The organism is Neisseria sp. HMSC065C04 (assembly GCF_001815375.1).
In the GTDB taxonomy this organism is placed as follows: Bacteria; Pseudomonadota; Gammaproteobacteria; order Burkholderiales; family Neisseriaceae; genus Neisseria; species Neisseria flavescens_D.
The window spans coordinates 51712-59329 of the sequence record NZ_KV820419.1 but is presented as its reverse complement, the minus strand read 5'-3'; the positions used below and the strand labels follow the sequence as shown (position 1 = coordinate 59329).

Sequence of the window (7618 nt, the reverse complement as noted above, 5' to 3'; positions counted from 1 at the left end):
AAGGCCGTCTGAAAATAGATTTCAGACGGCCTTTCATATTAATCGGCAGAAGGCTGTTGCCCTTTTCTTTCCGCCTTTCTGGCTTCGCGAATGGCTTTAAGTTCGGCCTCTTTCTGTCTGGCTTTTTTCAGCCAAGTTTCCCATTGGTTTGGCGTTTCCAACGTGATTCTGCCGATTTTGCCTTCGCGGAAATCAGTCAGGATATTTTCAGCGGCTTTTTGGTAGTTGACCCGTCCGCCGCTCAAAACCGCACCGCGTTTCTTGGCAATCCACTCCAACCAAGAAGTATCGTCCCAATGGCTGCTTGGATCTTTGTCTGCTTGATAGCGCTCTTGCAACAAGGCTAGATAATGGCGGCGGAGGTAATCCAAAAGCTCAAGCGCCACTTCTTCTTCATCCAACGCGTTACGTCCGACTGCACCGCCGGCTGCAAGATTGTAGCCGCCTTCTTCAACGATAATTTTTGGCCACAACATACCCGGGGTATCGTAAAGCCAGAAATCGTCGGCAAGGAAAAGGCGCTGTTCGGCTTTGGTAATACCGGGTTCATTACCGGTTTTGGCAGATTTTTTGCCGATCATGCCGTTAATCAAGGTGGATTTGCCGACGTTGGGAATACCGCAAATCAGGACACGCAGCGGCTTCTCGATACCTTGGCGATGCGGAATCATGGCACGGCAGGCTTGGGTAATTTTGCCATGCGCGCCGGTTTCGGAAGAATCAAGCGCAATGGCGCGGGTATCTTGGCGGCTGTTGTAGTGTTCGAGCCAAACTTTGGTACGCTCGGGATCGGCAAGGTCTTGCTTGTTTAAGATTTTGAGTTTGGGCTTGCCTTTGGACAACTGGGCAAGCAAAGGGTTTTCGCTGGAGGCAGGCATACGCGCGTCCAACATCTCAATCACCATATCAACGCTTTTAATGCGTTCGGCAATGGCTTTTTTTGCCTTGTTCATGTGGCCGGGAAACCATTGGATAGCCATGTCTTTTTATTCTTTCTATTCGTATCTGAGGCCGTCTGAAAATCGTTGTTTTTCAGACGGCCTCGGTATTTGGATAATCGGTCAATCAGGATTTAGAGGTTGCCATGTTCGTAGCTGTAGTAACCTGCTTCATCCATACATTGCTCAAACGTTTTGGATGTATTGCCACGTTTGCCTTGTGATTTGCAGGTATTGATTTGGCGGGAAACTTCAGCTTCACTCGCGCCGGTACGGTGCCAACGGTAAGCAGTGACAGGCTCTGTCGCGCAGGCGGTCAAGATAAGCAGGGATAATGCGGTCAGACTGATTTTTTTCATAGTTTCTTCCTTTGAGGCCGTCTGAAACGGCAAGTTAACGTCCTGCCAAGCTTTGTGCCTGACGGTGGCGGACAAGGAGTTCGTAACGGCCTTTGAGGCGCTCGGCCAGTTTTTCCACAACATAAACGGAGCGGTGTTGCCCGCCGGTACAACCGATGGCAATCGTTACATAACTTCGGCTCTCTTGTTGCAGGCGCGGCAGCCAGCGGCTAATAAAATGGTCGATGTCATCAACCATTTCTTGAACCAACGGCTGCTGGCCCAAATAATCTTGAATAGGTTTGTCCATGCCAGTAAAGGGGCGTAATTCCGGATCGTAATACGGATTGGGCAGGCTGCGCATATCAAACATAAAGTCGGCATTATTGGGAGCGCCATATTTGAAACCAAAGGATTCAAGAATGACCAGCAAGCCGACACGTTCAATATTGAGCCATTGTTGAACGGCATAACGCAGCTGCTGCGCGTTCATTTTGGACGTATCGATGCAATATGCGATGTCTCTAAGCGGAAAGAGCCACTCTCGTTCTTTTTGCAGGCTTTCCAACAAAGTCAGGTTTTGACCAGACAAAGGGTGTCCGCGTCGGGTTTCTGAGAAGCGACGAACCAAAACGCCCTCTTCTGCCTCAACAAACAAGACTTCGACTTGATGCCCTTCATTACGCAAATATTGGATTTGCTCTTGTGCTTCTTGGATATTGATACCAGAACGGATATCAACGCTGACACCGAGTTTGGTTTCATCGGCCCGTTCGATGTGGAGTGAAACCAATGATGGGAGCATTTCCAAAGGAAGATTATCGACACAGTAATAGCCCAAATCTTCGAGCTGCTTAAGAGCTACGGACTTTCCCGAGCCGGATAAGCCGCTAATCAGGACGATTTTCATGGTTTTGTTCGTTTTCTTTGAGTTGTGTTTGATGGCGTTCGAGGAATTCTTTGGTGCTGTCCTTACCGCGCAATTGAAGGATGTAATTGCGCACTGCAGCTTCAACCAATACTGCTAAGTTTCGACCGATTGCAACAGGCAGGGTAACGGAACGGATGCTGACGTTGAGGATAGATTCAGTTTCGGTACGGATGCTCAATCGATCGAGTTGTTTCATGTATCCGTCGTCGGCCGGAACCAAATTGATAATCAGCTGGAGGATTTTTTTCGGACGGATGGAGGTTTCGCCAAAAATATGGCGGATATTGAGTATGCCCAAGCCGCGTACTTCGAGGAAATCACGCAGCATCGGCGGGCAACGACCTTCCAGCATTTCTGGACCGGTACGGAAAAGTTCGACTGCATCATCGGCAATCAGGCTGTGGCCGCGCGAAATCAGCTCCAATGCCAATTCACTCTTACCCAAGCCGGATTGCCCGGTAATGAGTACGCCCACTTCAAATACATCCAAAAATACGCCGTGCTTGATGGTAGAAGTCGCCAATGTACGTTGCAGATAAATCCGCAAAACGTCCATCAAGTGCGGGCTTTCCTGTTTGGATGTCAGCAGAGGGATACTGTTGGTATGGCAATAATCGCGTAATTTGGGCGAAACCGGCAAACCGTTGGCGACGATGACCAAAGACATGGGAATGTCGAAAAGCTCGCCGAAATCATAGTTGAGTTCGCCCGATTCCAGACGGCGTAAATATTCTGCTTCGGCTACGCCGACAACTTGAATTTGGTTGGGATGGATAAAGTTTAAGTGGCCGACCAAGGCCAAGACGGGTTTATCGGCTTCGACACCGATACGGTTGTCCGCGCCGGAATTGCCGGCAGCCCAAGCAAGTTCGAGTTTGTGCTGATTGTCGGAAAATAGGCGGCGGACGGATATGCTGGGCATGAATTACTCTTCGGTCAGGAGTGTGCGTACTTCTTCGGCAGAAGTCGCGACCATCAATGCTTCACGGACGGCTTTTTGAGAGAATCTGCCGGCCAGTTTGGACAAGACTTCCAAATGTTCGCCGGTAGCGTTTTCAGGCACAAGCAGGATGAAAATCAGGGAAACGGGTTTACCGTCAGGCGCATCAAAGGCAACCGGCTCTTTGGTGCGGATAAACGCACCGGTGGCTTTTTTCACGCATGCGTGACGACCGTGAGGAATCGCCACCCCCTGCCCCAAACCGGTCGAACCAAGTTTTTCACGGGCAAACAGGCAGTCGAACACGTTGGTATTCGGTAATTCTGCTTCATTCTCCAGCAGCTGTGCAGCCTCTTCAAACAGACGCTTTTTGCTGCTGACTTCCAAATCCAAAACGATATGGGACAAAGGTAAAATTTCGCCGATCAGGCTCATGTGTATCTCTTTTAAATGTCGCAAAACAATGGGATTGTACCGATTGTCGGTGCAAATCTCAATCCTGAAGGCGTAATTTACACTCTCCCTGCTAACATTTTCCATGTTGTTTTTGATATTTTTTAACGAGTTAAAAATAAGCCAACTGTTTGCTTATATTGAATTTAAAGTAAAAATGCTATCACTGGTAAAACCATAATTCAAATAAAAAGGGGTATGTCCGGCATACCCCTTTTCCTTTTCTTTTCAGACGGCCTCAATCTAGTTTTTTAAAACAGTTTGGAAACCAAAAACAACCAAAAATAATGGCAGACCAATCCGCAAAACCACGCCAAGCCGATGCGGTTGTTGGCCAAAAACGTTTGAAAACACAACTGGCGGTCGCGCGTACGGATGGCGGCATACTGCTGATACTGCCAATACGCGGTTATCGGCAATACCAGCCAATAAGGCCAAGTTGCGCCGATTTTAATACCCAGCACTACCATCAATACGGTAAACCAAAAATGGCAAAGCATAGAGGCAGTAATGTCGTGATGGCCAAATGTGATTGCCGAAGTTTTAATGCCGATTTTCAAATCGTCTTCTTTGTCCGCCATGGCATAAATCGTGTCGTAAGCCAGCGTCCATAAGGCATTGGCGGTAAACATCAGCCATGCTTCGGGAGGCACTCGACCTTGCACGGCGGCAAAGGCCATGGGAATGCCGAACGAAAATGCCAGTCCTAAATAAAACTGCGGCAACGGGAAAAAGCGTTTGGTAAAGGGATATGTGACGGCCAGAAACAAGGCCGGAAGGCTCATCAGCCAAGTAAAGCGGTTGAGCGGCACCAGACACAAGGCCGCCATCAGGCACAGCATGACGGTCAAAAGCAGCGCTTCGGTTTTGGAAACCAAACCTTTGGCAAACGGGCGGTTTTTGGTGCGCTCTACTGCGCCGTCAAAATTGCGGTCGGCAAAGTCATTCACGACGCAACCTGCGCTGCGCATCAAAAATGTGCCTGCGCTAAAGGCAATAAAAATATCCGCGTCGGGAACACCTTTAGACGCAATCCACAATGCCCAATAAGTCGGCCACAGCAAAAGCAGGGTGCCGATGGGTTTGTCGATGCGCATCAGTTTGGCGTATATCACCATCCGTCCGACAGCGTAACGCGGTAAAAATTGTAGGAAAAAGCGCCGTATGTTCATTGGTGTAATGTGTCGTTGTATATGTATTGATGCTGAATGAAAGGCATTTTAGAGCCTTAGCTCTTATTATAATTTATTGCCGTCTGAAATCAAACGAATCTTAACGATTTAATTTGTTGTATTATAACAGAATTATGACAAATATCAGCAATCGGTTTTCTTTTCAGGCGGCCTTATCGGTATAAATCCATTAATTTTAATAAGAAATATTCTGTTAATTCCAATGTTTCGCCGTTCCAATCGAAATACGAACGGCGCGCGGTAACAGGCCGTCTGAAAGATGGATGGTCTAAATTTTTAAAACGAAGAAACTCAAAATCCGAACGTTTCAACGGCAATGTACCGTCAAACAGGCGCTCGCCCAAAGGCTGCGTTCCACAATCTAATAATTCTGTCCATAGACGGCTATCCGGCCGGCATGCGCTTCTGGCTTGTATCACTGTTTCGCCGTCCAGTTTGAGCAAAACATCGCGCACAAAGATTTCGTCTCCGTTTTCCGTACCCTTCGTCAAACCCAAATACACAGGCTCAACTGAAAAATCCTTACCGGAAGCGCGTAAAGCGACGGTTAGCGAAGAAACGGTCAGCAGATGTCTGGCCTTAGACGGCAAAAGACTTGAAGCTTCGGCATGTGAACAAAGCGTGCCACGCGGGATATCAAGCTCCATCTGACACCTCTGTTTTGGCCAATTCCTGCCATTTGGCTTCAGGAAATTCATCTTTCAGACGGCCTTTAAGATATTCCAAAGTATCGCCGGCAACGGTTTCATCTTTGCTGTCATGAATATGGTTGAAAATCAGGCTGTACAGGCTGATGCCGTATTGTTTGAGCGCGGCGAAACTGAGTAAAGTGTGGTTGATGCTGCCGAGCCGTCCGCTGGTAACGAGGATGACGGGATAAGCCTGTTGCTGAATATAATCAATAGTCAACAAATCTTCCGTCAGCGGAACCATCAAACCGCCCGCGCCTTCGACCAAGACTATTTCGTATTGTGCCGCCAATTCTTGCGTAGCGGTACGGATTTTGTCCAAGTCCAAAGCCCTACCGTCCAGTCGGGCGGCGAGATGGGGCGAGGCCGGATAGCTGAAGATTTCGGGCATGGTCAGCCCTTGTTTGTCGACTTCTTGCATGGGTATGCCCATGATTTTGCGGTGGACGGCGATGTCGTCGGCGATGTCGCGGCAGCCAGTTTGCACAGGCTTTTGCGTAATCACGCTTTTGCCCTGCTGCAACAATTGTTTTGCCAATACGCTGGTGGCGACGGTTTTGCCGATGTCCGTATCAATGCCGCTGACGAAGTAAACGCCTTTCATTTGCTGTGTTCCTTCAAAATGTGCACGGTTTTATCGGCAAGTTCGGTTAAGAGGCCGTCTGAAATAATGTAAGGCGGCATGAGGTACACCAGCCTGCCGAATGGGCGCACCCAAATCCCTTGCGCCACGCAGTCCGCTTGAAAACGCGCCATATCCACGCCTTTTTCCAGTTCGATCACGCCGATGGCACCCAAAACGCGCACGTCTTTCACGCCACGAATGTCCCATGCGGTTTTCAGACGACCTTTCAGGATGCTTTCGATGCGGCGGATATTTGCCTGCCAATCTTGGGACAAAAGCAGCTTGACCGAAGCGCAGGCAACGGCACACGCCAGCGGGTTTGCCATAAACGTCGGCCCGTGCATGAACACGCCCGCTTCGCCGCGCGAAATCGTTTCGGTGACTTTTTGCGAAGTGATTGCCGCCGCCAACGTCATATAGCCGCCGCTCAAACCTTTGCCGATACACATAATATCCGGCACGACCTCCGCGTGTTCGCAGGCAAACATCTTACCCGTGCGCCCGAATCCGGTGGCAATTTCGTCAAAAATCAACACGATATCAAATTCGTCGCACAAATCGCGCAATCCGCGAAGATACTGCGGATGATAAAAATACATGCCGCCCGCGCCCTGCACGACCGGTTCCGAAATAAAGGCGGCAATATCCGCATGATGCGCTTCAAACAAGACGCGGACAGGCTGCAAATCCGCCCCGTCCCATTCATCATCAAAACGGCTTTTCGGATTATCGACAAAATAACGCTGCGGCAACGCGCTGCCGAAAATATGGTGCATCCCCGTTTCCGGATCGCAGACGGACATCGCGTTCCAAGTATCGCCGTGATAACCGCGCCGCACCGTCGCAATATTCTGTTTCGCCGTCAGCCCCCGCGCCTGCTGGTATTGCACCGCCATCTTCAACGCGACTTCCACCGAAACCGAACCCGAGTCCGCATAAAAAATACGGTCCAGCCCCTGCGGCAAAATCCCGACCAACAATTTGCCCAGCTCCACCGCCGGCTCGTGCGTCAAACCTCCGAACATCACATGCGACATCTGTTTAATCTGCGCTTCAACCGCCTGATTCAAAACGGGATGATTGTAGCCGTGTATCGCACACCACCAAGACGACATCCCGTCAATCAGCCGCGTGCCGTCCGCCAATTCGATGTGCACGCCCTCCGCTCGGCTCACCGGATAAACAGGCAACGGGTCTGTCATGGATGTATAAGGATGGAGCAGGTGGGCGCGGTCGAAATCGAGCAGGGAGGAATGTTCAGACATGTTTAAAACAATGGTTTAATTAGTTTCATTATTATATAACATATTTCCTATTTCAGACGGCACGTCTTCCGTACTGCATCAACGCCAATCCGCCCACCGCCGCTAAACAGCCGGCAACTAAGGAAACATGCAATGCCTCGCCCAAAAACCAAGCGGAACACAGAATACCGAATACCGGCACCAAAGTAATGTACGCCGCCGCGCTGCCGGCGCCCAAAGTCTTCACGCCTTCAAAATACCACGCAT

The 7618-nt window shown here is 49.7% G+C and carries 10 protein-coding genes; all 10 read right to left on the bottom strand.

The window, feature by feature from the left end; genetic code table 11:
* Positions 1 to 38: 38 nt before the first annotated feature.
* Positions 39 to 980 (bottom strand): ribosome biogenesis GTPase YlqF, encoded by a 942-nt coding sequence (gene ylqF / locus HMPREF3022_RS07055; RefSeq protein ID WP_049322861.1) that lies wholly within the window; start codon positions 978 to 980, stop codon positions 39 to 41.
* 92 nt (positions 981 to 1072) lie between these two features.
* Positions 1073 to 1297 (bottom strand): protocatechuate 3,4-dioxygenase, encoded by a 225-nt coding sequence (locus HMPREF3022_RS07050; protein WP_070765368.1) that lies wholly within the window; start codon positions 1295 to 1297, stop codon positions 1073 to 1075.
* Positions 1298 to 1331: 34 nt separating this feature from the next.
* Positions 1332 to 2186 (bottom strand): RNase adapter RapZ, encoded by an 855-nt coding sequence (gene rapZ, locus HMPREF3022_RS07045; protein ID WP_070765367.1) that lies wholly within the window; start codon positions 2184 to 2186, stop codon positions 1332 to 1334.
* Positions 2167 to 3129 carry an HPr(Ser) kinase/phosphatase gene (gene hprK, locus HMPREF3022_RS07040; protein WP_004520066.1) on the bottom strand — a complete coding sequence of 321 codons (963 nt, stop codon included), beginning with the start codon at positions 3127 to 3129 and terminating at the stop codon, positions 2167 to 2169. Before hprK ends, rapZ begins: the two co-directional genes overlap by 20 nt.
* Before the next feature lie 3 nt (positions 3130 to 3132).
* Positions 3133 to 3582 carry a PTS IIA-like nitrogen regulatory protein PtsN gene (gene ptsN / locus HMPREF3022_RS07035; RefSeq protein WP_049332134.1) on the bottom strand — a complete coding sequence of 150 codons (450 nt, stop codon included), beginning with the start codon at positions 3580 to 3582 and terminating at the stop codon, positions 3133 to 3135.
* Positions 3583 to 3851: 269 nt separating this feature from the next.
* The gene (gene ubiA / locus HMPREF3022_RS07030; protein WP_049332132.1) at positions 3852 to 4772 is read right to left on the bottom strand and encodes a 4-hydroxybenzoate octaprenyltransferase; all 921 of its coding nucleotides are present in this window, start codon (positions 4770 to 4772) and stop codon (positions 3852 to 3854) included.
* Positions 4773 to 4945: 173 nt separating this feature from the next.
* Positions 4946 to 5440: a chorismate--pyruvate lyase family protein gene (locus HMPREF3022_RS07025; protein WP_049332130.1), complete on the bottom strand. Its 495-nt coding sequence runs from the start codon at positions 5438 to 5440 to the stop codon at positions 4946 to 4948.
* The gene (gene bioD / locus HMPREF3022_RS07020; protein ID WP_049332128.1) at positions 5430 to 6086 is read right to left on the bottom strand and encodes a dethiobiotin synthase; all 657 of its coding nucleotides are present in this window, start codon (positions 6084 to 6086) and stop codon (positions 5430 to 5432) included. Before bioD ends, HMPREF3022_RS07025 begins: the two co-directional genes overlap by 11 nt.
* Entirely contained in the window at positions 6083 to 7372 is a 1290-nt protein-coding gene (gene bioA / locus HMPREF3022_RS07015) for an adenosylmethionine--8-amino-7-oxononanoate transaminase (RefSeq protein ID WP_049332126.1), read from the bottom strand. Before bioA ends, bioD begins: the two co-directional genes overlap by 4 nt.
* 52 nt (positions 7373 to 7424) lie before the next feature.
* The coding region (locus HMPREF3022_RS07010) for an EamA family transporter (protein ID WP_168166418.1) at positions 7425 to 7618 on the bottom strand (194 nt) is incomplete at its 5' end.